Source organism: Nocardia otitidiscaviarum NBRC 14405 (genome assembly GCF_000308635.1).
Classification (GTDB): domain Bacteria; phylum Actinomycetota; class Actinomycetes; order Mycobacteriales; family Mycobacteriaceae; genus Nocardia; species Nocardia otitidiscaviarum.
The window spans coordinates 89,089-115,032 of sequence record NZ_BAGD01000061.1 but is presented as its reverse complement, the minus strand read 5'-3'; the positions used below and the strand labels follow the sequence as shown (position 1 = coordinate 115,032).

Sequence of the window (25,944 nt, the reverse complement as noted above, 5' to 3'; positions counted from 1 at the left end):
CGTCGCTGTGGCGGAGCACAACGCTGCACTCAAAGCATGCGGACTCACAGCACGAATCTCCGCCGATACCCAGGTCTTGCGATCCGAGTACAGTAGACACTCGCGGAAAACAGCGTACGCGACGTCAGTTGCACCAAGCAAACACGGGTCCACCCCGCGCGGGTCGATAGGGTGCTGCCATGTCCGAAGATCATCGCGTGCTGCCCGACGACGCCCGCCACGCCGAGGCCAATGCCCTGCTCGGGACCATGGCGGTGACCCGCGCCAAGATCGACTCGGCGGCGAGCCAGCGCGCCAGCCGCCGCTGGTGGGACGCCGATGCCGGACAGTATCACGACACCCACGCGGATTTCCTCGGCGTGGACTCGCCGACCGGGGAGTTCGTGTGGTGTCCGGAGGGGCTGCACGAGGGTGACTGGCGGCTGCTCGGCGACATCACCGGTAAGCGCGTGCTGGAGATCGGCTGCGGGTCCGCGCCGTGCTCGCGCTGGCTGGCCGCGCACGGCGCGCATCCGGTGGGCCTCGATCTGTCACGCGGCATGCTGGAGCGCGGGCTCGCGGCCATGGCGGCGGGCGGGCCGCGGGTGCCGCTCGTCCAGGCCGGTGCCGAGGAATTGCCCTTCGCCGACGCGTCCTTCGACATCGCCTGTTCGGCCTTCGGCGCGGTGCCCTTCGTGGCCGACTCCGCGCGGGTGATGCGGGAGGTGGCGCGGGTGTTGCGCCCCGGCGGGCGCTGGGTGTTCTCGGTCAACCATCCCATGCGCTGGATATTTCCCGACGACCCCGGCCCGGAGGGGCTGCGCGCGACCATCCCCTACTTCGACCGCACCCCTTATGTAGAGGTGGGCACCGACGGCGAACCCACCTACGTCGAACACCACCGCACCATGGGCGACCGCGTCCGCGAGATCGTCGCCGCGGGCCTGACCCTCCTCGACGTCATCGAACCCGACTGGCCGGAATGGCTCGACCGCGAATGGGGCCAGTGGAGCCCCCTGCGCGGCGAGATCTTCCCCGGCACCGCCATCTTCGTCACCGAGAAACCGGCCTGACCCGAGCCGCCACTTCCCCACGAACACCCGCGTGTCCCCTCCCACTTGTGGGAGGGGACACGTTTTTCCTTGCGCTACTTCGGTTCTCGACCGGCCTGTTTGAGCGCCAGGCGTAGGGCGTATTCGATTTGGGCGTTGATGCTGCGGAGGTCGTCGGCGGCCCACTGGGCGATGGCCTCGTGGACCGCCGGGTCCAGGCGCAGCAGCACCTTCTTCGGCTCGCGCTTGCCCTGGGCCATGGTCAGTTGTAGAGGGTGCCGGTGTTGACGACGGGCTGGGTGGGCCGGTCACCGCAGAGCACGACCAGCAGATTGGAGACCATGGCGGCTTTGCGCTCCTCGTCGAGTTCGACCATGCCCTGATCGGTGAGGCGTTCCAGGGCGAGCCCGACCATACCCACCGCTCCCTCCACAATGCGGGTGCGGGCGGCCACCACCTGGGCGGCCTGCTGGCGGACGAGCATGGCCTGGGCGATCTCCGGGGCGTAGGCCAGGTGCGTGATGCGCGCTTCCAGGACCTCGATTCCGGCCATCTCGGTGCGGTCGCGCAGTTCGGCGGTGAGCTCTTCGGCGATCTCCTTGCCGTCGCGCAGGCTGGTGCGGTCGTCGTCGTGGGCGTCGTAGGGGTGGATGGTCGCGAGGTGGCGCACGGCGGCCTCGGACTGGGTCTCCACGTACTGCTCGTAGTCGTCCACGGCGAAGGCGGCCTTGAAGCTGTCGACGGCCTTGTAGACGACCACCGCCGCGATCTCCACCGGATTGCCGTCGGCGTCGTTGACCTTCAGCTTCTGGGTCTCGAAGTTGCGCACCCGCAACGAGATTCGCCGCCGGTCGGTGAGCGGCACGGTCCAGAAGAAGCCGGGCTCGCTGACCGATCCTATGTAGCGGCCGAAGAACTGGATGACCCGCGCCTCATTGGGGTTGACGATCACCAGGCCGCTCAGCGCCAGCAGCGCGGAGATGCCGATCAGCGCCGCCACTCCGGCGACCGCGAAGGCCCCCGCATTTCCCTTGTCGGCCCCCGCGCCGATACAGACCGCCGCCACCGCACTCGCCGCCGCGACCACGGCGACCAGCACCGACAGCATGAGGAACCCGTTCATCCGAAAGGCCGGACGAAGCTCCATGACATCCTCCCAATATCGCAGTGATATCACGACAATAGCGCAGCGCTAGCACTCTGTCAAGCCGGACGTGCACTGCCAGCCGCGGTGCGAGACGGTGAGCAGCGGACGCATGCCCGCGAGATCGCGGCGGGCGTCACACCGTGGCGGCCGAATCGCGACGGGCGAATCGCGGCGGCATCGAGTACGCACCCGGGAATGACAGCGCCCGCGATCCTGCGATCGCGGGCGCTCATCCGGTGTGCGTTATCCCTTGGCAGGCAGCCGGGTTCAGCCGCCGTGGTCGGTGGCGAACAACTCGGCGGTGGCCGCGCGGCGACGGCGCTGCTCGACCGGGTCCGGGACCGGCACCGCCGCGACCAGCCGCCGGGTGTACTCCTGCGTCGGACGCCGCAGGATGTCGTCGCGCCCGCCCGCCTCGACCACGGCGCCATTGCACAGCACCACGATCCGGTCGGCGAGCTGGTCGACCACCGCCAGGTCGTGACTGATGAACAGGCAGGCCCAGCCGAATTCGGCCTGGAGTTGCGCGAACAGTTCCAGCACCTTGGCCTGGACGGAGACATCCAGCGCACTGGTCGGCTCGTCGGCCACCAGAATGTCCGGATTGAGCACCAGGGCGCGCGCCAGACTGGCCCGCTGCCGCTGCCCGCCGGACAGCTCGTGCGGATACCGGTGCTCGGTGCCCGCGGGCAACTGCACGTCATCGAGCAGGAATCGCACCCGATCGCGCAGCGCCTGCCCCTTGACCACCTTGTGCACGACCAGCGGTTCGGCCACACAGTCCCCGACCGTCATACGCGGATTCAATGACGTCGCCGGGTCCTGGAAGACGAACCCGAGCCGCCGCCGCAGCGGCCGCAGCCGCCGCTCCGACAGCCCGGTGATCTCCTGTCCCAGCATCCGCACCGACCCCGACGAGGGCCGTTGCAGGGCCGCCACACAGCGGCCGATGGTGGACTTCCCGGAACCGGATTCACCGACCAGCCCCAGGGTCTCGCCCCTGTCGATGGTCAGGCTCACCCCGTCCACCGCCCGGAACGCCGGGCGCCCCAGCGCGCCCGGGAACTCGACCACCAGATCGGTGACCGCGAGCACCGGCTCACCCCGCTCCGGCGTGGGCGACGTCGATGCCCCGGGGACAACGGGTTTCGCCACCGCGATGCGACCGGCGCGGGTAGCGGCCGAGTCGCCCGCCCCCGGCACCGCCCCCCTCGGACCCGACGATTCGACCGCATCCGAGCTCGCCGACTCGTCCGCACTCCGTCGCGTCGTACCCGCCGCACCGGGACTCCGTGCACCGACCGTGCCCGCTGTGCTCGGCCCGTCGACCATGCCCGGCCCGTCCACGGTGCCCGACTCGTCCGCGCTGCTCGCCCCGTCGACCGCGCTCGGCCCGTCCGCCGTCTCCGCGCCCGCGTCCACGGCATGCCCGGTTTCCCTGGGCGCGAGCGCCCTTTCCCCGGGCGGCAGTACCGCCGTATCCGTAGGCGCTTCGATCCGCCGCCCGCCCAGATGCGGTACGGCCGCCAGCAGGGCCCGCGTGTATTCGTGTTTCGGGTCGGCGAACAGTTCGTCCACGGACGCTGTTTCGACGACCCGCCCCTCACGCATCACCACCACCCGGTCGGCGAGGTCGGCGACCACGCCCATGTTGTGGGTGATGAGCACGATGGCGCTGCCGATGCGGGTGCGCAGATCCCGCAGCAGTTCCAGGATCTCGGCCTGCACGGTGACATCCAGGGCGGTGGTCGGCTCGTCGGCGATGATCACCTTGGGTTCGCAGGCGATGGCGATGGCGATCATCACGCGCTGCTTCTGCCCGCCCGAGAGCTGATGCGGGTAGTAGTCCACGCGATGGTCCGGGTCCGGCAACCCGACCATGCGCAGCAGTTCCACCGCGCGTGCCCTGGCTTGTTTGCGCGTCAGCTCGGTATGCGCACGCAGCACCTCCGCGATCTGATAGCCCACCGTGAACAGCGGATCCAGCGCGGCCCCGGGCTCTTGGAACACCATGGAGATGGCCCCGCCGCGCAGCGCGGTGAGCTGCCGCTCCGACATGGCCGTAATGTCCTTGCCGCCCAACGACACCAGGCCCTCGACATGTGCCGTGGCGGGCAGCAGGCCGATGGCGGTGCGCGAGCTCACCGACTTCCCGGAACCGGATTCGCCGACGATCGCGAGCACCTCCCCCGGCCACACCTGGTAGGACACCTCGCAGACCGCCCGCACCGCACCGGCATCGGTGGCGAAGGTGACCGACAGCGCGTCGATGGCCAGCGCCGGTTCGGCGGCGGCGGTGCTGGTTTCACTCATGCGTCGGCCTCCCGTGCCAGCGCCGCCTTCTCCACCGAGGTCGGCGCGTTCACCGCCCGGCGGGTGCGCAGCAGCGGATTCAGTACTTCGTTGAGGCTCTCCCCCGCCAGCGTGAGCCCGAGCACCACCAGCACGATGGCCGAACCGGGCAGGATGCACGTCCACCAGATGCCGTTGGACACGTCGACGATCGACTTGTTGAGGTCGTATCCCCATTCGGCGGCCTGGGTCGGTTCGATGCCGAAGCCCAGGAAGCCCAGGCCCGCGAGGGTGAGGATGGCCTCCGCGCCGTTGAGCGTGACGATCACCGGCAGCGACTGGGTGACGTTGGCGAGGATGTGCCGGAACAGGATGCGCGGCGTGGACGCCCCGGTGACCCGGGCCGCGTCCACATACGGTTCGTTCTTCACCGCGACCGTGGCATTGCGCACCACCCGGAAGTACTGCGGTACGAAGATCACCGTGATGGCGATGGCCGCCGACAGGATGCCGCCCGCGCCGCTGGATTGGCCGCCCGCCACCATGACCGACACCACGATGGCCAGCAGCAGCGGCGGGAAGGCGTACATGGCGTCCATGAACAGCACCAGCACGCGGTCCACCCAGCGCCCGACGTAGCCGGACACCAAACCCAGTGGCACGCCGACGAACAGCGACAGCACCAGGGAGACGGCGATCACCGCGAGCGCGGTGCGCGCACCGTAGATCACCCGGGAGAACACGTCCTCACTGCGCACCGAGGTGCCGAACCAGTGTTCGGCCGAGGGCGGCTGCTGTGCCGCGAAGGCCACGCCGTCGGCCGACTGGTCGGCGAATCCGTAGGGCGCCAACACCGGTGCGAACACCGCGACCACGATGAACAGCGCGACCAACCCCAGTCCGAACAGCAGGGTGACGCGTTGCAGCCCGTGTGTCATGCCGATGAGACGCAGGCCCGGCAGCCCGCGCCGTCGGCGCACCACGGTCGGGGCGGACACCGGGGTGCTCGTCTCGGTGACCGTTTCCGATGCGGTCATCAGAACCTCACTCTCGGATCGACCAGTGCGACGACGACATCGATGAGGAAGCTCGTCACCGCCACCAGCACCGCGATGAACGCGACGATGCCCTGCACCGCGATGAAGTCCCGGCTGCTCAGATATTCGGCGAGTTGATACCCCAATCCCGGCCAGTTGAAGGTTCTCTCGGTCAGCACCGCCCCGCCGAGCAGCATGGCGACCTGCATGCCCATCACCGTCACGACGGGAATCAGGGCGTTGCGGAACGCGTGTCGCCCGGTCACGGTGCGCTGGGAGAGCCCGCGCGCCCGGGCCGCGTCCACGTAGTCGCTGCGCAGCGTCTGGATCAGATTCACCCGCACCAGGCGCAGGAACACGCCACCGGTGAGCAGTCCGAGCGAGATCGCGGGCAGCACCGCGTGTTTCAGTACGTCCGCGAGATTCCCCATATCGCCGTACAGGATGGCGTCGATCACCAGGATGTTGGTCTTGGGTGAGACGTGCATGAGATCCAGTTCGACCCCGGCGCTGGCCCGCCCGGACGCGGGCAGCCAGCCCAGCTTCACGGCGAAGATCAGCTTGAGCACCAGGCCCACGAAGAACACCGGTGCCGCGTAAGCCAGGATGGCGAACAGCCGCAGCCCCACATCCGAGCTCGAATCCCGGTGCGTGGCAGCGTATCTGCCCAGCGGTATGCCGACCGCGAAGGCGATCAGCAGCGACCAGAACACCAATTCCACGGTGGCCGCGCCGTAGGTCAGCACCACGTCGGTGACGACCCGGTTGTCCTGGGTGCGCCCGAAGTCCAGCCGCACCAGGTCGGTCAGGTAGTCCCAGTATTGGACCAGGATGGGCCGGTTGAATCCGGCCGCCTCCTTGCGCGCCTCGATCTGGTCGGCGGGCAGCCGTCCGCCCACCGCCGCCGTGATCGGATCACCGATCACCCGCATGAGGAAGAAGACGACGGTCACCAGAATCCACGCGGTCGGCACGATCAGCAGTGCACGCACCCCGAGGTAGCGCAACAGCACGCCGTACCGAGAACCGCCGCCGCCCTTGTTGTTCCGGCGGGAAGGAGCCGGGGCGGCCGGCTCCTCCACCTTGGCCGTGGCCGTCACTTGCTCAGCACGCCGAACCGGAATCGGAAGGAGGGATCGAGTGTCTGCTCCAGACCCTGGATGTCGTTGCCCGCCACCGCGATCTGCTTACCGGCCAGCAGCGGCACGATGGAGATGTGGTCGCGGGCCAGATCGGCCTGCACCGCTTCGATGATCGCCAGGCGCTTGGTCTTGTCGGGCTCGGTGGACTCGGCGACCAGCTGCGCGGTGATGGCCGGGTCCTCGAAGTGGTTCTGCAAGAAGTTGTTCGGGCCGAAGAACGGGGTCAGGTAGTTGTCCGGGTCGGCGAAGTCCGGGAACCAGCCCAGCTGATAGATCGGGTAGGCGTCGCGGGCGCGTTCGCGCTGGTAGCTCACCCATTCTGTGGACTGGAGGTTGACCCGGAACAGACCGGTGGACTCCAGCTGGGTCTTGATGGCGGCGTACTCCTCGGAGCTGCTGCTGCCGTAGTGATCCGAGTTGTACTGCAGGTTCAGATCGACCGGGGTGGCGACTCCGGCGTCAGCCAGGAAGCGCGCTGCGGCGTCTTTGTTCGGCTGCGCCCCGTAGATCTCCTTGAACGGCTCCACCGCACCCGGGAAGCCCTGCGGCACCGAGGAGTACGCGGGGGTATAGGTGCCCTTGTACACATTGGTCGCCAGCGCCTCACGGTCGATGGAGGAGGCGATGGCCTTGCGGATGGCGAGCTTCTGTTCGGGGGTGTCGCCCGGCATGGTGTTCAGGTTGAATACGAAGTAGCGCAGCTCACCGCCGGGCCCCTCGTGCACCGTCACATTGCTGTCGGCGCGCAGCGAGTCCACGTCGGTCGGGGTGAGGCTGCGCCACGCCACGTCGATCGCGCCGTTCTGCACGTCGAGTTTCATATTCTCGGTGGTGGCGTAGTACCGGGTGGAGATGGTGTCGGTCTTCGGGGTGCCCAGCGCCCCGTTGTAGTCCGGATTCGCCCGGTACTCCACCAGTTTGTTCTTGTCGTAGCTGACGATGGAGTACGGGCCGGAGAACGGCTTGCCGTTCACCACCTCGTTGTCGTCCAGCACCCGGTCGGCGGGGAAGACCTTCTCGTCCACGATGGGTCCGGCCTGCGTGGTGAGCACGGCCGGGAAGGTCTGGTCGTTCGCCTCCTTCAGGGTGAAGCGGACGGTGCGCTCGTCGACCGCCTCGGTCTTCTCCAGATTCCCCAGCAGCGAGGCCGGTCCGTTGGGGTCGTTGATCCCCAGCATGCGGTCGAAGGAGAACTTGACGCTGGCGGAGGTCAGCGGATTGCCATTGGCGAATGTCAAACCCTCACGCAGCGTGCAGGAATAGGTGGTGGGATCGGTGAATTCACACTTCTCGGCCGCGTCCGGCGTAGGGGTGGTCTCGCCCGGCGGCAGATTCAGCAGGAATTGATAGACCTGGGTCTCCGGCAGTAGCGACCCGTTGTCGTAGGCGGCGGCGGGGTCCAGCGAGAAGATCTTGTCGGTGGTGCCGACCACGATCCCCTCACCGCCCCCGCCGCCCGTGCGGCCCGAACCGCAGCCCGCCACCGCGAGCACCGCGAGGCCCGTCATCCCCAGCGCCGCAACGCTTCTCGCTAGCCCAGGCCGATTCGGCCACCCGCGTCCAGCCGGTCTTCTCATCTCGATCCCTCATCTCGAAACCGCCGCCGACGACCCCGGATCACAAGACCGATGCGACAACGGTGAACTTTCGGTATGGCGGGCACAGTACCGACGAGTAATTGCCGTTACGTTGCGTTTGTAAAGAATCGTGCCCGGATTGATGGGATGATGATGGAAAAATTGTCACGCCCTGGTTACTTCACGATCGACCTGGAGTTTTCTCACGGTCGACGGTGCGCCGGACGGATATTCCGGTTGCTCCGGAACAGATTCCGGGCGTCGTAGGTCGCCTTGAGCGCGGCGAGGCGCTCGTAGGTGTCGGGCGCGTAGCCCTGCCGCGTGTACTCCTCGTCCGCCCGCGCGCCACCGCCGTACAGAAAGTTCGGATGGTGGCCGATGGTCCACGGGGCCAGTCCGGCACGGATATCCGCCAACCGCTCGTCGACTCCCGGTTCGGGGGCGGCGATCACGCGGGCTACGTACTCGGCCTCCCGGTGGTCCACCGCGATACCGGCCGGTCCGCGGCGTCGCAGCGCACCGCCCAGGTGTCGGAGTCCGGCGACGACGGGGACGCCCGAGTCCGGTCCGGTGCGGTCGAGGAAGGTCGCGGCCGCCCGCGCGGGTAGCGCGCTCAGCAGGGCATTGGTAGCGGTGTAAGCGTGCGGTTCGGCCGGATCCCGGTGGATGCCATGGCTTTCGGCGTAGGGCATGGTGCGCAGATCGTCGGTAAGCCGGGCGCCCACCGCCCGCAGCGGGGCCACGAGGCGCTCACCCTCGGCCGCGTCACCGGTGTAGGCGAGGGCGATCGTGGCGGTGTAGCGCCCGCGCAGCGGTTCGGGCACCTGCGGGAGATTCGGGATGGTGAGCATGGTGATGGCGGAGGTCACCTGTTCGGGCAGGTCTTCGGTCCACAGCCGCCAGGCTTCCAGCGCCGGTTCCACCGAACGGGTGTCGAAGGTGAGCTGGCCGCCGTACACCTCGGTGAGCGGTATCAACTCCAGTTCCAGCGCGGTGACCACGCCGAGGTTGCCGCCGGTGCCGAGTACGGCGCCGAACAACTCGTCGCCGGGGGTGAGGCGGCGCAGGCGGCCGTCGGCGGTCACCAGTTCGACGGCGCGCACATGGTCGGCGGCGTAGCCGAATTCGCGGGCGAGAATGCCGATCCCGCCACCGAGGGTGTAGCCGACGACGCCGACCGTCGGCGAGGAGCCGTTGAGCGGAGCCAACCCGTGTGCGGCGGCCGCCTCGACCAGCGCCCCGGAGCGGACACCGGCGGCCACCCGGGCGGTGCGGGACGCGGGGTCGATCCGGATATCGGTCATGCGCCGGGTGCTGATCAGCACACCGCCGTCGGCGGGCACCGACAGACCGTGGCCGGTGGCCTGGACCGCGATCGGAAGCTCTCGGCGGGCAGCGTATTCCACGGCGGCACGCACGTCCTCGGCATGCAGTGCGCCGAGGATCAGGGCGGGTCGGTGGGTGTAGGCGGTCTGGAAACCGGCGAGTTCCGCGTCGAAGCCGGGCTCGCCCGGACGGAACACCGGGCCGGTGGTGGTGGGTTCGGTCGTGGCTGCATTCGTCATGACTCCGACTCTGCCGACGCGAGCACGATAACTCCAACAGATAGTTCTGCTGGCTTCTAGAATTAGCAATTATGGAACTGCGGCAGCTGCGCTACTTCGTCACCGTGGCCGAGGAGGCCAACTTCACCCGCGCCGCCGCGCGCCTGCACCTGGCTCAGCCGGGCCTGAGCGCCCAGATCCGCCAGCTGGAACGCGAACTCGGACAGCAGCTTCTGGATCGGTCCGGCCGCACGGTCACGCTCACACCGGTGGGTGCGGCGGTGCTGCCGCTGGCGCGCGCGGCACTGACGGCGACCGAGCGCATCACCCACACCGTCGACGAATTCACCGGACTGCTGCGCGGCCAGGTTCGGGTGGGCATGATCTCCGAGGCCGCCACCGACGAATTCGACGCGGCCGGGGTGCTGGCGGCCTTCCACCGCGATCACCCCCAGGTCGGGATCAGCCTCACCGAGGACACCTCCGACCGCATGCTCGCCGCCCTGGGACGCGGCGAACTCGATCTGGCGATCATCGGCGACAGCGGGGCGGAGCTGGATCCCGCCGTGGCCGCCGAGACCGTCCTCGACACCGCCGTCGTCGCCGCGGTGGCCGCCGATGACGCGCGGTTCGGCCCCGGGCTCACCCTGTCCGAGCTGTGCCGCCACCAGCTCATCGCCCTGCCGCGCGGCACCGGTATCCGCGGCGTCCTCGAACGCGCCTGTGCCGCGGCGGGACTCACCCCCGACATCGCCTTCGAAGCCGCCGCTCCCCCACTGCTCATGCGATTGGCCGCCTACGGTCTCGGGGTGGCGGTCGTACCGGAGCCGACCGAGACCGAGGCGGCGGCGATGGGCGTGCGCACCCTGCCGCTGACCCCCGCCCTGCGCGGCCGCCTGATCCTGACCTGGCGCACCGACCGCCCGCTCGCGCCGGCGGCGAAAGTCCTACTGGGACAGCTGCGCATCGCGCTCACCGCCCGCTGACACCCCGCGGAAACACCACACGACGCGAGCCCGGCGTACGCGACAGCGACGCGACCGACATCCCGCCCGGGCCGGTGGAGCCGTACCGAGCGCTCCCACGACAACTCGACCCACGACAACTCGACCCCGCTCCGGCGGTGCGGAGCGGGGCCGATCGGGTAGGGCGTTGCGTCCCTAGAGGATCCGGGACAGGAAGGTCTTGGTGCGCTCGTGCTTGGGGGCGGCCAGTACCTCGCGCGGGTTCCCGGCCTCCACCACTACGCCGCCGTCCATGAACACCAGTTGGTCGGCGACCTCACGGGCGAAGCCCATCTCGTGGGTCACCACCACCATGGTCATGCCGTCGGCCGCGAGTTCCCGCATGACGCCCAGCACCTCGCCGACCAGTTCCGGATCCAGCGCCGAGGTGGGCTCGTCGAAGAGCATGAGCTTGGGATCCATGGCCAGCGCCCGGGCGATGGCCACGCGCTGCTGCTGACCGCCGGAGAGCTGGGCGGGATAGGTGTCGGCCTTGTCCGCCAGGCCGACCCGGTCCAGCAGCTCCCTGGCCCGCGCCACCGCCTTGGCCTTGGCGATCCGCTTGACCTGGGTGGGCGCCTCGATGATGTTCTCCAGCGCCGTCCGGTGCGGGAACAGGTTGAAATGCTGGAACACCATGCCGATATCGCGGCGCTGGCGGGCGGCCTCGCGCGGATGCAATTCGTAGAGCTTGTCACCCTTTTCGCGGTAGCCGACCAGCTCGCCGTCCACGTACAGCCGCCCGGCGTTCACCTGCTCCAGGTGGTTGATGCAGCGCAGGAAGGTGGACTTGCCGGAGCCGGACGGGCCGATGAGGCACAGCACCTCACCGCGCTGCACCTCCAGCGTGATGCCCTTGAGCACCCGCAGCGCGCCGAAGTTCTTGCACACCCGGTCGGCGCGCACCATGGGCGTCGCGGTGTCGGATGTCGCGGTCACTTGCCCTCCTCCACCACGTGCTGCTGGGAAGCCATGGCCCGCAACTGCTTTCCGGTCAACTGCCGCGATGAACCGCGCGAGTAGTAGCGCTCCAGGTAGAACTGGCCCACCATGAGCACGCTGGTGACCACCAGATACCAGGTGGCCGCCACCAGCAGCAGCGGCACCGGCTGGAAGTTCACGCCGTAGATGTCGCGCGCCCGGCCGTACAGGTCGGTGGTCAACGGAATCGCCGTGACCAGCGAGGTGGTCTTGAGCATGGAGATGAGCTCGTTGCCGGTGGGCGGAATGATCACCCGCATGGCCTGCGGCAGCACGGTGCGGCGCATGGTCTGCGACCAGGACATGCCCAGGGCCACCGACGCCTCGCGCTGCCCCTCACCCACGGAATTCACACCGGCACGGACGATCTCGGCCATGTACGCGGCCTCGTTGAGTCCCAGGCCGATCACGGCGAACAGGAACGGGGCCCGCCAGTCCAGCACATTGAAGTCCGCGAAGGACGGACCGAACGGCACCCCGATGGTGATGGTCTGGTACAGGCCCGGGAACAGGCCCCAGAACACCAACTGCACGTACACCGGGGTACCGCGGAAGATCCAGAGGTAGACCCACGACACCGACCGCAGCACCGGATTCGGCGACAGCCGCATGATGGCCAGCACCACGCCCAGCACCACACCGAGCACCATGGCCAGCACGGTCAGCTCCAGCGTGACCAGCGCGCCTTCCAGAATCCGCTTGTCGAACAGGTAGTTCGCGTAGGTGTCCCAGTGGTAGGCGGGATTGGTCGCCGCGCCGTAGAGGAACAGTCCCAGCAGCGCCAGGATGATCGCGGCGGCGATCCACCGGCCCGGACGCCGCAAGGGGATGGCCTTGATGGGCTCCGGCTCGGTACCGGCCGCAGCCGCCGCCGCGGTAGCGGCGGCGGACTCCGGCTTCTCGAACTTATCGGACATCGTGTGTGATCAGCCCTGTGCGCCGTTGATGACCGACTTGGCGATCACGCCCTCTTCGACGCCCCAGTTCTCGGCGATCTGCCGGTACTGGCCGTTGTCGATCAGATGCTGCATGGCCTGCTGCAGCACCGGAGCCAGCGGCGAGCCCTTCTTGACCGGCCAGCCGTAGGGGGCGGAATCGAAGATCGGACCGGCGGCCTCGATCACCTTCGCGTCCTTGTTGGCTTCCTTGATGGCGTAGGCGGTGACCGGCGAATCGGCCGACATGGCGTCCACCTGGCCCTGCACCAGCGCGGTGGCTGCGGCGCTCTGCTCGTCGTAGGCCACCTTCACGATCTCGGGCTTGCCCTCGGCGATGCACTTGGCGCTGCGCTCGGGAATCTCGTCGGTGTCCTGAACGGTGGTGCGCTGCACCGCGACCCGCTTACCGCAGGCGTTCTCCGGGTCCACGTCCGAGCCCACCTTGCGGGCCCACTGGCTGCCCGCGTTGAAGTAGGTGACGAAGTCGGCGGTCTGCTCGCGCTCCTTGTTGTCGGTGAACGACGACATGCCGAGGTTGTAGGTGCCGACCTCGATGGACGGGATGATCTTCTCGAAGTCGGACTCCTGGTATTCCGCGGTCACGCCGAGCACCTGGGCGATCGCGTCCATCAGGTCCACGTCGAAGCCGATGATCTCACCGGTGGCCGGGTCCTTGAACTCGTTGGGGGCGTAGGGCACATTGACGCCGACGATGAGCTTGCCCGAGTTCTTGATGTCCTCCGGCAGCTGCGCCGCGATGGCATCCACCTTGCTGATGCCCTCGACCTTGGCGACCTCCGGGCCGCTGCTCTCGGTATTGCTGCACGCGGTCAGCACCAGGACGCCGCCGGCGAGCGCACAGGCGGCCCGCAGGGCACGCCCGCGGAAAAATCGAACAGACACAGGTCCTCCACAGTTCGGTTACGCGACATCCGGGCGTCGCCCGCCGTTCGAAACGTAGACGAGTCGGACATTCCGCGCGGATCGGTAACGGAAGATTAATCCGCGACACGCTGGCGCGTGCCCGTTACGCGCCGGACATCGCTCACCAGCGGTGCAGACGTGCCCGCACCTGCTCGGTGAATTCGGTGGTAGATGCTAACCCACCCAAATCGGATGTGGCGACTCCGGCCCGCAACGTCTCCGCAACCGCGTTGTCGATGCGATCGGCGGCGCGGTGCAGTGCGGAACGGCCGTCGCGGTTGGCCAACCAGCGCAGCATCATGGCGGCGGAACGGATGAGCGCGAGCGGATTCGCCCGGTTGTGCCCGGCCAGGGTGGGTGCCGCGCCGTGCACGGCCTGCGCCATGGCGTGGGTGTCCGAGCAGTTCAGCGAGGGTGCCATCCCGAGCGAACCACTCAACTCACCCGCCAGGTCGGAGAGGATGTCGCCGAACAGGTTCTCGGTGACCAGCACATCGAAGGCGCTCGGCGTGCGCACCAGCAGGGCCGTGATCGCATCCACGTGCTCATCGGTCACCTCGACATTCGGATACCGTTCGGCGACCTCGTAGCACACCTCGCGGAACAGTCCCGTGGTCAGGGGCAGCACATTCGCCTTGTGCACGATGGTGACCTTCTTGCGCCGAGTCTCGGCCACCTCGAAGGCGAGCCGGGCGATGCGTTCGATGGCGGCGCGGGTGAACACGCCGACCGCCAGGGCCACATCCGGGGTCGGCCGGAACTCGCCCGATCCGGCATACATATTGCGGTCGGCGTAGAGGCCCTCACTGTTCTCGCGCACGATGACCAGATCCATGTCGGCCGCCACCGCCCGCACCCCCGCCATCCCGCGCGCCGGGCGGATATTGCCGTACAGACCGAACCGCTTGCGCACCGCACCCGCGGGCGGCAGCCCGGTCCGGTACTCGGCCGGGTAGGACGCGCTGTCGTGCGGACCCATGATCCACGCGTCCACCCCTTCGAGACCCTTCAGCGTCGCCTCGGGCACCGGATCCCCGAATTCCGCGATGGCGGCATGTCCGATCGGCAGCGGCACCCATTCCACCGCGGGCAGCCGCACCACCTCCAGCGCGTCGTCCACCACCTCGCGGGCAGCGCGCACCACTTCCGGACCGATCCCGTCCCCCTCGATCAGTCCCAGCCGCAGATTCCCGCCGTCACTCATGCCGGTAATCCTCCCGCAACCACCGGGACTCCGCCGAACCGGCCCGAATCATCCGTGTCCGGTCCGCGCGCCCGCGCCGCCGCTCGCCCGCTGCCGATATCCCCGCGTATCGTCCACCTGTGGTCCAGTCGGTCGAACTGATCCTCGACGAGGCGGCGGAAGCCACCGTCCGCGAACAGTGGCGCCTGCTGGCCGACGCCGGCCTGCACTCCCCCGACGAGACCCACCGCCCCCACATCACCGTCGCCGTCGCCCGCGAAATCTGGCCCCGCCTGGACACATCCCTGGCCCGCCAACCCTTCACGCCCCTCCCCGTCCGCCTCGGCGGCCTCCTCATCTTCGGCGCCCGCCGCCCGATCCTGGTCCGCGCCGTCGTCCCCTCCCTCCCCCTCCTGGATCTACAACGCCGATTGTTCGGTGTCATCTCCCCCTGCCCGGGTATCCCTTCGAACGTGCGTCCCGACGCGTGGACCCCACATGTCACACTGGCCAGGCGTGTGACCCCGGCCCAGTTGCCGACGGCCCTGGAGGCCGTCGGCCGGGACGGGGATTTCCCGGCTACGGTTGTGGGTATACGACGGTGGGACGGTGATCGGCGGCGCGAGTGGCCGGTCGGGTAGGGAACACAACCGCATCGTCCGGTGTTGGACCGGGCGAAACCGACACGAGAGGATGCCATGGCCACCCAGACTCTTACCGAGCAGAACTTCGATGAGGTCGTGACCGGAAACGACGTGGTGCTCGTCGATTTCTGGGCCGATTGGTGCGGCCCGTGCAAGAGCTTCGCACCGACCTACGAGGCGTCGTCCGAGAAGCACCCCGACGTGGTGTTCGGCAAGGTCGACACCGAATCGGAGCAGGGGCTCGCCGCCGCGGCGCAGATCCGCTCGATTCCGACCATCATGGCCTTCCGCGAGGGCGTGCTCGTCTTCGCGCAGCCCGGCGCGCTGCCCCCGGCCGCGCTGGAGGACCTCATCGGTCAGGTCAAGGATCTCGATATGGAAGAGGTCCGCAAGCAGCTCGCCGAGCAGCAGTCGCAGTAGAGCGCGGCACCGACGCATGAGCGCCGCACCCGAGATCGGGTGCGGCGCTGCTGTTTTCGAGCCCCGTCGTTTCGAGCCCCGTCGTTTCGATGCCTGGACAGCGCCGCACCCCACCACCGTCGGGTAGCGGGGTGCGGCACTACCTCAGAAGTGGGTTCCGAGGTGGTTGATGCCCGCGATCATGGCGCGGATGGCGGATTCGGCGCCGTCGTCGGCGAGGGCGGCGCCCCAACCGCGGCGGTTGTTGAACTCGCATTGGACGAAGGTGGCAATGCCGTCGTCGGTGCGGCGCTGGTGGAAGGCGAGGATCTCGACCGGGTAGCCCTCGTCGTAGAGGGCCGAGGTCAGCGTCGCCACCGGGCTGCCCGCCGCCACGACGGTGCGCAGGTGGTCGGCGATCTCGAGGGTCGCCGTGTAGCGCCCGCCGGGTCCGTGGTGCCCGATGGGCGTCCACTCACTGAGCTTGACCGGGCCTTCGTGTTCGCAGTACCGGTCGTAGAACTCGGCGGGGGTGAGGTCGCGGCATTCGGCCCGCAGGCTCGCGGGGGCAGCGGCGATGAACGTGTGGGTATCGATGGTGATGGTCATGGTGAGGTTTGGTCTTCCCGAATCTTCCGAGGAATGGCAGAGGGGACCAGCGAAAATCAAGAGCAGAGTGGCCGCAGCGAGGGGGCCGGTCCGAATCAGACCCCGCTACGGCGGGCTACTACGAGAATTCGCGCTACAGCCACCATCGCGGTGAGCGGAAGAAGCGCGGCGCGGTCGCGGTCGGCGACGTCGAGCGCTGCGCTGCGGCTGTAGGCGGGATTCGGCACGGCGTCGAGCTTAAGGGGACATCTCGGGGATAGCAACCATATTCCGCGCCGACCCACGAGTAACTTTCACCACGGTCGCAGCGGCATGCCTGCGGGACTCTCGGGACCCCTTCCACAACAATGGGCAAATCGACAGCTAATCAACGGAAGAGGTGCCATGCCCGATCCCACGATCCAGCGCACCATCGACCATCTCCTCCGCTGCCACCGCACCTGCCGACACCAGATCCACGCCGATCCGGATCCCGGCGCGGCCCACGTGGATCGGCGGCATACCGCCATGCTGACCGATGTGTCCGAACTGAGCCGCCACACGGCCGACCTGCTGGACCGCGACTCCCCCTGGGCAGCGTGGTTGTGCGAACTGACCCGCGACGCCTGCATCGACCTCGCCGAGCAGTGCGAACAGTACGGCGAGCGGGCCTGCGCGGACATCTGCCGTGCCACCGCGCTGGCCTGCGCGTCGATAGCGCCGAGCGCGCTCCCGCAACACTCCTGACCATCCACCGCCCCGCCACACGCCCGGTTGCGTCGGCCGCGACGCACCGATTCATGCGGGCGCACCGCCCGTGCGCGCGATGCTCACGGGCAGTGCGCACCACGGTCGGTCAGTGCGCGGCCGCGTCCCAGCTGCGGCCCACACCCACCGACACCTCGAGCGGCACCGAAAGGTCGATGGCCTTCGACATATGTTCGCGGGCAAGCGATTCCAGCGCCTCACGCTCCCCCGACGCCACCTCGAAGACGAGTTCGTCGTGGATCTGCAGGAGCATGCGCGACTTCAGGCCCGCCGCCCGGATGGCGCGCTGGGTGTCGATCATGGCGACCTTGATGATGTCGGCGGCCGTGCCCTGGATGGGTGCGTTGAGCGCCATGCGTTCGGCTGCCTCGCGGCGCTGACGGTTGCTGGAGTCCAGGTCCGGCAGGTACCGGCGGCGGCCGAACAGGGTTTCGGTGTAGCCCACCTTGCGCGCCTGCTCGACGGCGTCGCGCAGATAGTCGCGGATGGCGCCGAAGCGGTTGAAGTACACCTCCATCTGCGCCTTGGCCTCCTCGGCACTGATCTTCAACTGCTGCGACAGGCCGTAGGCGGACAGACCGTACGCCAGGCCGTAGGACATGGCCTTGATGCGGCGGCGCATCTCCGGGTGCACCTCCGACAGCGGAATGTCGAACGCCTTGGACGCCACGAAGGTGTGCAGGTCCTCACCGGAGTTGAACGCCTCGATCAGGCCCTCGTCCTTGGACAGGTGCGCCATGATTCGCATTTCGATCTGGCTGTAGTCGGCGGTCATGAGCGATTCGAAGCCGGGGCCGACCACGAAGGTGTCGCGGATGCGGCGACCGGTGTCGGTGCGGATCGGGATGTTCTGCAGATTCGGCTCGGTGGACGACAGCCGCCCGGTGGCGGCGATGGTCTGATTGAAGGTGGTGTGGATACGGCCGTCGTCGGCGACGGATTTGAGCAGGCCGTCCACGGTCACCTTGAGCCGGGTGGCGTCGCGATGCTCGAGCAGATGTTGCAGGAACGGGTGCTGGGTCTTCTCGTACAGGCCCTCCAGCGCGTCGGCGTCGGTGGTGTAGCCGGTCTTGGTGCGCTTGGTCTTGGGCATGTCGAGCTCGTCGAACAGCACCACCTGCAACTGCTTGGGCGAGCCGAGGTTGATCTGCTTGCCGATCACCTCGTAGGCGTTGTTCGCGGCCTCGGCGACCCGGTCGGCGAACTCGCGCTGCAACTGTTCGAGCTGATCGGCGTCGACGGCGATACCGGCCTGTTCGAGATCGGCGAGCACGGCCAGCAGCGGCAGTTCCATATCGCGCAGCAGCGCGGTGGACTCGATGCGCTCGAGTTCCTCGTCGAAGGCGGCGGCGAGGTCGGAGACCGCCTGGGCGCGCAGGATCTCGGTCTTGGCGAGCTCCTCGTCGACCTGGTCCTCGTCGTCGAGCAAGGACAGCTGGGCCGCGCCCGAATCCTCCACCCGCAGTTCGCGCTTGAGGTAGCGCAGCGACAGATCGTCGAGAGTGAAGGTGCGCTGGCCCGGCCGGACCAGGTAGGCGGCCAGGGCGGTATCGCTGGTGAGGCCGCCGAGCGTCCACCCGCGGGCGCGCAGCGCGTGCATGGCCGACTTGGCCTCGTGCAGGGCCTTGGGGGTCTCCGGATCGGCGAGCCAGGCGCCGAGCGCGGCCTCGTCCTCCGGGGTGAGGGCGTGGACGTCGAGGTAGCCGCCTTCGCCGTCGGCGGACGCGATGGCGATGGCCTTGGTGTCGCCATTGACCGGATTGCCGATGCCGACCACCGAAACGCCGTGGCGCTGACCGGCTTCGGCGTGTTCGGCCAGCCAGTCGGCGACCGCGCCCGGAGCCAGGGTGCCGCCGCTGATCTCGAATCCGGCCTCGGCCTCGGGCTCCACCGGGGCGAGGGTGTCGAACAGGCGGTCGCGCAGGACGCGGAATTCCAGGTCGTCGAACAGGGAGTGGATCTTCTCCCGGTCCCACGGCTGCATGGCCAGCTGGTCGGGGGTGTAGGGCACCGGCACATCGCGCACCATCTCGGTGAGTTGCCGGTTGAGCACCACACTGGACAGGTTGGCGCGCAGCGCGTCTCCCACCTTGCCCTTGACGGTGTCCACCTTGTCCACCAGCGCGGCCAGGTCGCCGTATTCGCGCACCCATTTGGCGGCGGTCTTCTCGCCGACGCCGGGAATGCCGGGCAGGTTGTCGCTCGGGTCACCGCGCAGCGCCGCGAAGTCGGGATACTGCGCCGGGGTGAGCCCGTACTTCTCCTCCACCGCCGCCGGGGTGAACCGGGTCAGCTCGCTGACGCCCTTCTTCGGGTACAGCACGGTGACATCGTCGTTGACCAGTTGCAGCGAATCCCGGTCGCCGCTCACGATCAGCACCCGGTATCCCTGCGGCACCGCCTGTGTGGTGAGCGTGGCGATGATGTCGTCCGCCTCGTACCCCTCCATCGCCATGGTGGGAATCCCGAGCGCCCCCAGCACCTCCTGGGTGATCTCCACCTGCCCCCGGAACTCGTCCGGCGTGGTGATCCGGTTCGCCTTGTACTCCGGATACGCCTCGGTCCGGAACGTCTTCCGGTTCACGTCGAACGCCGCCGCCACATGTGTGGGCTTCTCGTCCCGCAGCAGATTGATCAGCATCGCCGTGAACCCGTACACGGCATTGGTGGTCTGCCCGCTCTGCGTCTTGAAGTTCTCCGCAGGCAGCGCGTAGAACGCCCGATAAGCCAGCGAATGCCCATCCAGCAGCAACAACGTAGGCCGCTCCCCCACATCGGCGGTAGCGGTGGACGCAGCACTCGGACGCTGATCGATAGAGGCAGGAGTCACGCACCAGAGTCTAGGGACGTCCACCGACAACCGTACGCACCGGGCGCGAACAGCACCGCGGAAATCCGATTTCGTCCGGAGGCGGCGACTTGGTACCGTGTTCGAGCAACGAAGGGGCGTAGCTCAATTGGCAGAGCAGCGGTCTCCAAAACCGCAGGTTGCAGGTTCAAGTCCTGTCGCCCCTGCAAGAGGTGTCGGGCCGGTCATCCGCGGATGACCGGCCCGACACGTGTGTCGCCGGGTCAGCCGACGCCGAGGTAGGCGGATTTGATGGCGGGGTCGACCAGGAGGTCGCGGCCGGGGCCGGACTTGGTCACCTCACCGGTTTCCAGAATGTAGGCGCGGTCGCTGCGGGTGAGGGCCTGCTGGGCGTTCTGTTCGACCAGCAGGACCGTCGTGCCGCTGTCGTTGATCTCGGTGATGATGCGGAAGATCTGCTGGATCACCATGGGGGCCAGACCCATCGACGGCTCGTCCAGGAGCAGGAGCTTCGGGCGGGCCATGAGGGCGCGGCCGATGGCGAGCATCTGCTGTTCACCGCCGGAGAGGGTGCCGCCGACCTGGCGGCGGCGCTCGGCGAGGCGAGGGAACAGCTCGAAGACCCAGTCCAGGGTGGAGTCGTACTCCGACCGCTGTTTGAACGGCCGGGCATAGCAGCCCATGTCCAGATTCTCCTGGACCGTCATTCCCGGGAAGACACCGCGCCCTTCGGGAGCCTGGATGAGCCCGGCCAGCACCCGCTCGTGCGCCTTCATGCGGGTGATGTCCTTGCCCTCGAACAGGATTCGCCCCCTGGTCAAGGGCAGCAGGCCGGACAGGGCGCGCATGGTGGTGGTCTTGCCCGCACCGTTGGCGCCCAGCAGGGTCACCAGCTCACCGGAGCCGACATTCAATGAGATACCGTGCAGCGCTTGGATTCTGCCGTAGTTGACGACGATGTCGTCGACCTGGAGCAGCGCGGACGCCCCTTCCTGAGCCGTACCTCCCGCAGGCTTGCGCAGCGTGACAGCCGGTTCCGTCGACGAGGTCCGGCCGGCCTCACCGGTGTCGGACGCGGACTCGGCGGCTCCCGACTCGCCCGCGTCGGCCGCTGGGGAATCCGTATCCTCCGCCGCGGCGACATCCGCCGCGATCTCCTCGGCCTGCGCACCCTCCGCCACGTCCTCGGCAGCCACCTCGGCCGCCGGGCTGTCCTCCGGCACACCCAGATACGCCGCGATCACCGCCGGATCCTCGCGAATCTCCTCCGGTAGCCCGTCGGCGATCTTGCGCCCGAACTCGAGCACCACGATCCGATCCGTCACCCCCATGACCAGCCGCATATCGTGCTCGATGAGCAGTACGGTGAAGCCGTCGTCACGGATCTTGCGGATCAGATCCATGAGCGCGGACTTCTCGCTCGGGTTGAACCCGGCGGCGGGCTCGTCCAGGCACAGCAGCTTCGGTTCGGTCGCCAGCGCCCGCGCGATCTCCAGCCGACGCTGGTCACCGTAGGACAGGTTGCGCGCCTTCTCCACCGCGCGCGGCGCGATGCCGACGAATTCCAGCAGCGCCATCCCGCGCTCGATGGCGTCGTGCTCCTCGCGCCGGTGGCGGGCGGTGCGGAACAACGCGCCGGGCACCGAAGTCCGGTGCCGTGCATCGGTTCCCACCACCACGTTCTCCAGCGCGGTCATCTCCTCGAACAGCCGGATGTTCTGGAAGGTGCGTGCGATGCCGAGGCGGGTGATCTCGTTGCGTTTGGTCTTGGTGAGCGGCTTCCCGTCGAAGGTGACGGTGCCCCCGCTCGGCCGGTAGACCCCGGTGATGGCATTGAAGCAGGTGGTCTTGCCCGCCCCGTTGGGTCCGATGAGCCCGAGGATCTCGCCGCGTCGGATCTCGAAACTGACCTGATCCAAGGCCGTCAGGCCGCCGAACCGCACGGTCAGGTCGTCGGTGCTCAACAGCGGCGCGCCAACCGCGGTCTCGATCTCGCGATGCGGTGCGACCACCTCGGCGACGGCCGCCGCACTGCCCAGACCGGGCACCACCTCGGAGACGTCCACGGTGCCGGTGCTCTCGGCCTCCGGGGCCTCGGTGTATCCGGCCGCGAAATCCTCGTTGTCGAACAGCGCGTCGCCCGCGCCCGGCCCGGTCATCGCCGCGCTCCCGTCGTCGCCGGCGCCGCCGCGGCCACCGGTTTGTGCACTGCCCGGTACACCTGCCGCCCGTAGGCGAGCAGCCGCTGCCGGACCGGGAACAGACCCTGCGGCCTGAAGATCATCACCACCACCAACGCGAGACCGAAGAACAGATACTTGTAGTCACCGAGCGACTGATCGCCCACCTCCACCGACATGAACCGGTTCGGCAGGTACACCACCAGGAACGCGCCCACGATCACCCCGAGCTTGTTGCCCTGACCGCCGATGACCACGGCGCACAGGAACAGCATGGAGTTGATGATGTTGAACACGCCCGGATTGATGTACTGCACCTGGCCCGCGTACAGCGCACCCGACAGACCGCCGATGGCGGCGCCGATGGTGAAGGCCCACAGTTTGAACTTGAAGGCGGGCACCCCCATCATCTCGGCGGCGTCCTCGTCCTCGCGGATGGCCACCCAGGCCCGGCCGACGCGGCTGCGCTCGAGATTGCCCACCAGCACCAGCACCACGATCACCAGCGCCATGCCGATCCAGAACCACCAGGTGCCGGAGTTGGCGCGGTCCAACAGATTTCCGCTCTCGGAGTCGCCGAGATTGCCGGAGGAGAAGTAGCCGCCCGGATGGTCCTCCGATTCGCCGACTCGCGGGTAGGCGATACCGGACAGACCGAGGCTGCCATTGGTGATGTCACCGAGATTGTCGGCCAGCAGCCGCACGATCTCACCGAAGCCGAGGGTCACGATGGCCAGGTAGTCGCCGCGCAACCGCAGTGTCGGCGTCCCCAGGATGAGCCCGGAGATGGCGGTCAGCAGAATGGCGATCGGCACACAGGCCAGCCACGCCCACTTGGTATTGAGGAAGCCGCCGTCGGTCTGATTCCACGGACTGTTCGGACTGGTGAGCAGGCCCACCGAGTAGGCGCCGACGGCGTAGAAGCCGACATAGCCCAGATCGAGCAGACCAGCCTGTCCCACAACGACATTCAGGCCGATGGCGATGAGCGCCGTCATGGCGAACTGCGCCATCACACCGCCGAAGCTGGTGCCCGGGGTGTCGAGCAGCGGCGGTGGGAACAGGGGCAGCAGCGCCAGCGCCACGATGGCCGGTACGCCGACGGCCCACTGCGCGGGCCGGGACAACCCGCCCCACCAGGCGCGCAGTGCATCGCCGACGCCGCGCATGGTCCGCTCCGTACCCTGCGGCCGGTCGGTCGTCTTCGGTTCGCTCATGCGCGGGCCCTCCCCAGACTCTCACCCAGAATGCCGGTCGGCCGGAACATCAGCACCGCGACCAGCAGCACGAAGGCGACCACATCGCGCCATTCGGTGCCGAACAGGATCTGCCCGTACATCTCGGCCAGCCCGAGCAGCAGTCCGCCCAGCAACGCGCCCCGCAGGTTGCCGATGCCGCCCAGCACGGCGGCGCTGAACGCCTTGATGCCCAGAATGAATCCGCCGGAGTAGATGATGCCGTTGGGCACCCGCAGCGTGTACAGCAGCGCCGCGGCACCGGCGAGCAGGCCGCCGATGAAGAAGGTCAGCATGATGACCCGCTCGCGGGAGACGCCCATCAGGGTGGCGGTATCCGGATCCTGCGCGACCGCGCGCACACCGCGGCCGAATTTGGTTCGGTTGATGAAGAATTCGGTGGCGACGGCCAACAGGATCGCGGCCACGATGATGACGACCGCGGTGTTGGTGACGGCGGCGTCGAAGATGGAGAACAGTTCCGTCGGCCGCACCAGCATGATCGGCTGCTGGGCATTGGTGCCGCCCATACCCGGCCAGATCTTCGGCAGCACGTAGTGCACGAACTCCTGGAGCACGAACGACATGCCGATCGCGGTGATCAGGAAGATGAGTCGTTTCGCGCCGCGTTTGCGCAATGGCCGGTAGGCGACCCGCTCCAATCCGACCGCGGCGCCGCCGGAGACCAGCATGCCGATCACCATCGCCGTGCCGAGGTACACGATCGTCAATCCGGTGCCCTGCGCGTAGACATTTCCGCTGGCTCCGAAACCGAGCAGCATCAGTCCGATCAACTGACCGAACATGCCCAGCATGAATACTTCCGAATGGGCGAAATTGATGAGGCGCAGTACACCGTAAACAAGGGTGTAGCCCACCGCGACCAGAGCGTAGATCGAACCGTAGGTGAGACCGTCGACGGTGAGCCGCCAGAATTGGTCGATCACACCGGTGACATTGAAATCGATGGACCCGTTCGCCAGCAGGGTCACACCGGCCAGTGCTGGTGAAGACATTCGTTACTTTCGCCGTAGAGGAAACAGCGTGTGCCGGCCGGGCCCGACAACCGGCCCGTGATTCCGGCACACGCTGTTTCGAATCGGTGCTGCTACTTGACCTCGTACATCCAGATCAGTGCCTTCTCCAGTTCACCGGTCGGGCCCCACTTGTACTCGCGGGCCAGGCCCTGCCCCTGGTAGGTGCGCACGTACTCGACCATGTCGGCGCGGGTCACCTTGCCGGCGACGATGCCCTTCAGCATGATCGTGGTCAGGTCGTAGCCCTCGGTGGAGTAGGCGCCCGGGTCGTAGCCGTTGAGGTCCTTGTACGCCTGGGTGAACTCGTCCGGCGAGGGACCGCACGGGCAGGAGATGAGCGCGCCCTCGGCGGCGTCACCGGCCTGGCGCACGAACTCCACGTCCTTGGCGCCGTCGTCGGAGATGAATTCGGCCGTCACCCCGCCCGAGCGCAGCTGCTGCACGAACGGGGCCGCCTCGGCGTAGTAGCCCGCGTAGTAGATGGCGTCCGGCGCGGCGGACGACAACTTCGACACCGCGGCGGAGAAGTCCTTGTCACCTTCCTTGACATTGACCGCGCAGCTCGGATCGGCGACCGAACCCAGGGTCTCGGTCAAGGTCCGGGCCAGGCCGACACCGTAGTCGGTGTTGTCCGCGACGACGCAGATCTTCTTGTACTTGCCGGTCTGCAGCAGGTAGTTGGCGACCGCCGGGCCCTGGATGCCGTCATTGCCGAGGCCGCGGAAGAAGGTCTTCCAGCCGTTCTTGGTGAGATCGACATTGGTGGCCGACGGGGAGAGCGCCAGCAGTCCGGCATCGCTGAGCACCTGACCGGTCGCCTTGGTCTCACCGGAGAAGGTCGGGCCGAGCAGACCGACGATCGACGGGTCGTTGATGATCGTCGGGATGACCTGGGTGGCCTTCTGCGGATTGCCCTCGGTGTCGAATTCCTTCAGCGTCACCTGGCAGTCGGAATTGGCCTTGTTGAACTCGTCGATGGCCAGCTTCGCGCCACGGACGATATTCAGGCCGAGATTGGCGTTGGGGCCGGTCAGCGGGCCCGCCATGGCAATGGACTGCGGGGCGCACTTGGCATTGCCGTCACCGGCCGGGTCGGCCGCGGCCTTGGAATCGGCGGCGGCCACCTCATTGCCGTCCAGGTCGACCTGAACCAGCGGCTGGATACTGAGCCCGCCGCCCTCGGTACCGCTGTCGGTCGATTTGCTGCCGCATCCCGCCAGCGCGAGCGCCGCTGCCGCCCCGATGACCACCGCGCGTGCCATGCGCCCGCGCCGCAGGGAAGACGTGCGCGTCATTGAACCAAGCACGATTCACCTCTATGTTCTGTACTCCCCGGCTCGCCGAGGGGGCCGCCCTCATCATGTCGGCCCGGTCAGAACATAGCCCCGCCGCGTTAGCTGCGCATCACATTCGCATCAGTCGTGTGACATCGAGACAAACTATTTTCCCGCCCGTGTTGCCAGGGCGTTAAGGATCTACGGTCC

General features: G+C 68.0%; 22 protein-coding genes, 1 tRNA gene and 1 pseudogene. 6 read left to right on the top strand and 18 right to left on the bottom strand.

Annotation, left to right across the window (positions count from 1 at the left end):
- The first annotated feature begins 179 nt into the window (after positions 1 to 179).
- Positions 180 to 1,052: a class I SAM-dependent methyltransferase gene (locus tag ON31_RS11740; RefSeq protein ID WP_039812721.1), complete on the top strand. Its 873-nt coding sequence runs from the start codon at positions 180 to 182 to the stop codon at positions 1,050 to 1,052.
- Positions 1,053 to 1,126: 74 nt separating this feature from the next.
- Here the strand turns inward: ON31_RS11740 and ON31_RS36615 are convergent, their stop codons facing one another.
- The 7 genes from ON31_RS36615 to ON31_RS11710 form a co-directional block, all read right to left on the bottom strand.
- Positions 1,127 to 1,291, bottom strand: coding sequence for a type II toxin-antitoxin system antitoxin (locus ON31_RS36615; protein WP_115061653.1), 165 nt, complete (start codon positions 1,289 to 1,291; stop codon positions 1,127 to 1,129).
- A gap of 2 nt (positions 1,292 to 1,293) precedes the next feature.
- Positions 1,294 to 2,178, bottom strand: coding sequence for an SPFH domain-containing protein (locus tag ON31_RS11735; protein ID WP_029929010.1), 885 nt, complete (start codon positions 2,176 to 2,178; stop codon positions 1,294 to 1,296).
- Between the two features lie 267 nt (positions 2,179 to 2,445).
- Positions 2,446 to 4,491 carry an ABC transporter ATP-binding protein gene (locus ON31_RS37865; protein WP_039812717.1) on the bottom strand — a complete coding sequence of 682 codons (2,046 nt, stop codon included), beginning with the start codon at positions 4,489 to 4,491 and terminating at the stop codon, positions 2,446 to 2,448.
- A complete protein-coding gene (locus ON31_RS11725; RefSeq protein WP_051037115.1) occupies positions 4,488 to 5,507 on the bottom strand; it encodes an ABC transporter permease in 1,020 nt (339 codons plus the stop codon). The genes ON31_RS37865 and ON31_RS11725 overlap by 4 nt, the downstream gene beginning before the upstream one ends.
- Positions 5,507 to 6,520 carry an ABC transporter permease gene (locus ON31_RS11720; protein ID WP_039812922.1) on the bottom strand — a complete coding sequence of 338 codons (1,014 nt, stop codon included), beginning with the start codon at positions 6,518 to 6,520 and terminating at the stop codon, positions 5,507 to 5,509. Before ON31_RS11720 ends, ON31_RS11725 begins: the two co-directional genes overlap by 1 nt.
- A gap of 83 nt (positions 6,521 to 6,603) precedes the next feature.
- Entirely contained in the window at positions 6,604 to 8,157 is a 1,554-nt protein-coding gene (locus tag ON31_RS11715) for an ABC transporter substrate-binding protein (RefSeq protein ID WP_039812715.1), read from the bottom strand.
- Between the two features lie 272 nt (positions 8,158 to 8,429).
- On the bottom strand, positions 8,430 to 9,791 hold the full coding sequence (locus ON31_RS11710; RefSeq protein ID WP_039812713.1) for an FAD-binding oxidoreductase: 1,362 nt from the start codon (positions 9,789 to 9,791) through the stop codon (positions 8,430 to 8,432).
- Between the two features lie 71 nt (positions 9,792 to 9,862).
- Between ON31_RS11710 and ON31_RS11705 the strand changes: the two genes are divergently transcribed.
- Positions 9,863 to 10,756, top strand: coding sequence for a LysR family transcriptional regulator (locus ON31_RS11705; protein WP_039812711.1), 894 nt, complete (start codon positions 9,863 to 9,865; stop codon positions 10,754 to 10,756).
- A 174-nt stretch (positions 10,757 to 10,930) separates the two neighbouring features.
- Here ON31_RS11705 and ON31_RS11700 read toward each other — a convergent pair whose 3' ends face one another.
- From ON31_RS11700 to ON31_RS11685, 4 genes are all read right to left on the bottom strand, one after another.
- Positions 10,931 to 11,683 carry an amino acid ABC transporter ATP-binding protein gene (locus ON31_RS11700; protein ID WP_039812709.1) on the bottom strand — a complete coding sequence of 251 codons (753 nt, stop codon included), beginning with the start codon at positions 11,681 to 11,683 and terminating at the stop codon, positions 10,931 to 10,933.
- A 26-nt stretch (positions 11,684 to 11,709) separates the two neighbouring features.
- Positions 11,710 to 12,672, bottom strand: a complete 963-nt coding sequence (locus ON31_RS11695) for an amino acid ABC transporter permease (RefSeq protein WP_039812707.1) — start codon at positions 12,670 to 12,672, stop codon at positions 11,710 to 11,712.
- Positions 12,673 to 12,681: 9 nt separating this feature from the next.
- Positions 12,682 to 13,596, bottom strand: a complete 915-nt coding sequence (locus tag ON31_RS11690) for an ABC transporter substrate-binding protein (RefSeq protein WP_051037114.1) — start codon at positions 13,594 to 13,596, stop codon at positions 12,682 to 12,684.
- Between the two features lie 142 nt (positions 13,597 to 13,738).
- Positions 13,739 to 14,821 (bottom strand): isocitrate/isopropylmalate dehydrogenase family protein, encoded by a 1,083-nt coding sequence (locus tag ON31_RS11685; RefSeq protein ID WP_039812705.1) that lies wholly within the window; start codon positions 14,819 to 14,821, stop codon positions 13,739 to 13,741.
- A 119-nt stretch (positions 14,822 to 14,940) separates the two neighbouring features.
- Between ON31_RS11685 and ON31_RS11680 the strand changes: the two genes are divergently transcribed.
- Together ON31_RS11680 and trxA are read left to right on the top strand one after the other, a co-directional pair.
- Entirely contained in the window at positions 14,941 to 15,441 is a 501-nt protein-coding gene (locus tag ON31_RS11680; RefSeq protein WP_039812703.1) for a 2'-5' RNA ligase family protein, read from the top strand.
- Positions 15,442 to 15,498: 57 nt separating this feature from the next.
- Positions 15,499 to 15,864 carry a thioredoxin gene (trxA, locus tag ON31_RS11675; RefSeq protein WP_029929033.1) on the top strand — a complete coding sequence of 122 codons (366 nt, stop codon included), beginning with the start codon at positions 15,499 to 15,501 and terminating at the stop codon, positions 15,862 to 15,864.
- A 144-nt stretch (positions 15,865 to 16,008) separates the two neighbouring features.
- Here trxA and ON31_RS11670 read toward each other — a convergent pair whose 3' ends face one another.
- The gene (locus ON31_RS11670; RefSeq protein WP_029929036.1) at positions 16,009 to 16,452 is read right to left on the bottom strand and encodes a 2-isopropylmalate synthase; all 444 of its coding nucleotides are present in this window, start codon (positions 16,450 to 16,452) and stop codon (positions 16,009 to 16,011) included.
- A gap of 384 nt (positions 16,453 to 16,836) precedes the next feature.
- Here ON31_RS11670 and ON31_RS11665 point away from each other — a divergent pair, with 384 nt between their 5' ends.
- Positions 16,837 to 17,178 carry a four-helix bundle copper-binding protein gene (locus ON31_RS11665; RefSeq protein ID WP_039812698.1) on the top strand — a complete coding sequence of 114 codons (342 nt, stop codon included), beginning with the start codon at positions 16,837 to 16,839 and terminating at the stop codon, positions 17,176 to 17,178.
- A 109-nt stretch (positions 17,179 to 17,287) separates the two neighbouring features.
- Here the strand turns inward: ON31_RS11665 and polA are convergent, their stop codons facing one another.
- Positions 17,288 to 20,029, bottom strand: coding sequence for a DNA polymerase I (gene polA, locus ON31_RS11660; protein ID WP_039812695.1), 2,742 nt, complete (start codon positions 20,027 to 20,029; stop codon positions 17,288 to 17,290).
- A 112-nt stretch (positions 20,030 to 20,141) separates the two neighbouring features.
- Between polA and ON31_RS11655 the strand changes: the two genes are divergently transcribed.
- Positions 20,142 to 20,214 (top strand) — tRNA-Trp (locus ON31_RS11655).
- Between the two features lie 57 nt (positions 20,215 to 20,271).
- Here ON31_RS11655 and ON31_RS37860 read toward each other — a convergent pair.
- The 5 genes and pseudogenes from ON31_RS37860 to ON31_RS11635 all read right to left on the bottom strand — a co-directional run bounded on the left by ON31_RS37860 (position 20,272) and on the right by ON31_RS11635 (position 25,755).
- Positions 20,272 to 20,985, bottom strand: a complete 714-nt coding sequence (locus ON31_RS37860) for an ABC transporter ATP-binding protein (protein WP_228812569.1) — start codon at positions 20,983 to 20,985, stop codon at positions 20,272 to 20,274.
- 225 nt (positions 20,986 to 21,210) lie between these two features.
- Positions 21,211 to 22,167: pseudogene (locus tag ON31_RS37855) on the bottom strand (ABC transporter ATP-binding protein); the annotation flags it as partial.
- A complete protein-coding gene (locus ON31_RS11645; protein ID WP_051037113.1) occupies positions 22,164 to 23,405 on the bottom strand; it encodes a branched-chain amino acid ABC transporter permease in 1,242 nt (413 codons plus the stop codon). The pseudogene ON31_RS37855 and the gene ON31_RS11645, both read right to left, overlap by 4 nt.
- Positions 23,402 to 24,439, bottom strand: coding sequence for a branched-chain amino acid ABC transporter permease (locus tag ON31_RS11640; RefSeq protein ID WP_039812692.1), 1,038 nt, complete (start codon positions 24,437 to 24,439; stop codon positions 23,402 to 23,404). Before ON31_RS11640 ends, ON31_RS11645 begins: the two co-directional genes overlap by 4 nt.
- Positions 24,440 to 24,531: 92 nt before the next feature.
- On the bottom strand, positions 24,532 to 25,755 hold the full coding sequence (locus ON31_RS11635) for a branched-chain amino acid ABC transporter substrate-binding protein (protein WP_255222063.1): 1,224 nt from the start codon (positions 25,753 to 25,755) through the stop codon (positions 24,532 to 24,534).
- Between the last annotated feature and the right edge of the window lie 189 nt (positions 25,756 to 25,944).